Source organism: Methylobacterium sp. WL103, from assembly GCF_008039885.1.
GTDB lineage: Bacteria > Pseudomonadota > Alphaproteobacteria > Rhizobiales > Beijerinckiaceae > Methylobacterium > Methylobacterium cerastii.
In genome coordinates this window covers 1-1,090 of sequence record NZ_VRUX01000959.1, presented here as the reverse complement: position 1 = coordinate 1,090, position 1,090 = coordinate 1, and the positions used below count along the sequence as shown (strand labels likewise).

General features: G+C 72.8%; 1 protein-coding gene. It reads left to right on the top strand.

Annotation, left to right across the window (positions count from 1 at the left end):
* Positions 1-910: histidine kinase dimerization/phosphoacceptor domain -containing protein (locus FV222_RS27025; RefSeq protein WP_147816207.1), on the top strand; the 910-nt coding region annotated here is incomplete at its 5' end.
* Between the last annotated feature and the right edge of the window lie 180 nt (positions 911-1,090).

Below are 1,090 nucleotides of genomic sequence, written 5' to 3'. Positions count from 1 at the left end.
CCGCGTCGGCGCCGACCTCGCCTCGCCCGCGGGCTTCGCCCTCAAGACCGGCCGGCCGGTGATCTCCAACCACCTCGAGAACGAGGCCCGCTTCCGCACGCCGCAGATCATGGCCGAGCACGGCATCCGCCGGGCGATCAACGTGCTGATCGAGAACCGCGAGGGCGCCTTCGGAGTGCTCGAGGTGGACGACACCCGCGAGGGCATGTTCACGGAGGCCGACATCGCCTTCATGCAGGGGTTCGCCAACCTGCTCGGCGGCGCGATCGAGCGGCAGCGCACGGAAGGGCTGCTCCGGCAGGCTCTGACGCGGCAGGACCTGCTCGTGCGCGAGATGAGCCACCGGGTGAAGAACAGCCTGGCCATCGTCGCGAGCCTGCTCGCGCTCCAGGCGCGCAACGCCGACGCGGGCCCGGTGCGCGACGCGCTGATCGACGCCCGCACCCGGGTGGAGGCCATCGCCGGGGTCCACGACCAGCTCTGGCGCCAGGGCGACACCACGCCGGGCGAGATCGACCTCGGGCAGTTCCTCGAGACGCTGGCGGCCAACCTCCAGGGCAGCGCGCCGAGCCACCGCATCCTGTGCGCGGCAGAACCGCTGCGGGTCTCGGCCGACCGGGCGATCCCGATGGGACTGATGGTCAACGAGCTCGTCACCAACGCCATCAAGTACGCCTACCCGGACCGGACCGGCGAGGTGCGCGTCGGCGCCGCCTGCGCCGGCGGGATGCTCGTCCTCGACGTGTCGGACGACGGCGTCGGCCTGCCGGCGGATTTCGACATCGGCCGGGCCTCGCGCAGCCTCGGCATGCGGGTGATCACGAACCTCGCCCGCCAGCTCGACGCCCGGGTCGCGACCCCGCGCGGGCAGGGCGCCCGCTTCCGCATCGAGATCCCGCTCGAGGCGTGAGCGGACTCCGCTTTGCATCGCGCCGGCCCGTCATGCGTGATGCGCCGAAACCCTTGCGAGCCGGATACGAGGAGACGCCATGCCCCGCTTCCCAATCATTCCGCCGATTCCGGCACCGATCGCCGCCCTGGCGGCCCTGTCGCTCGTCGCCGCCGCGCTCCCGGCGCTCGGCGCCCCGGC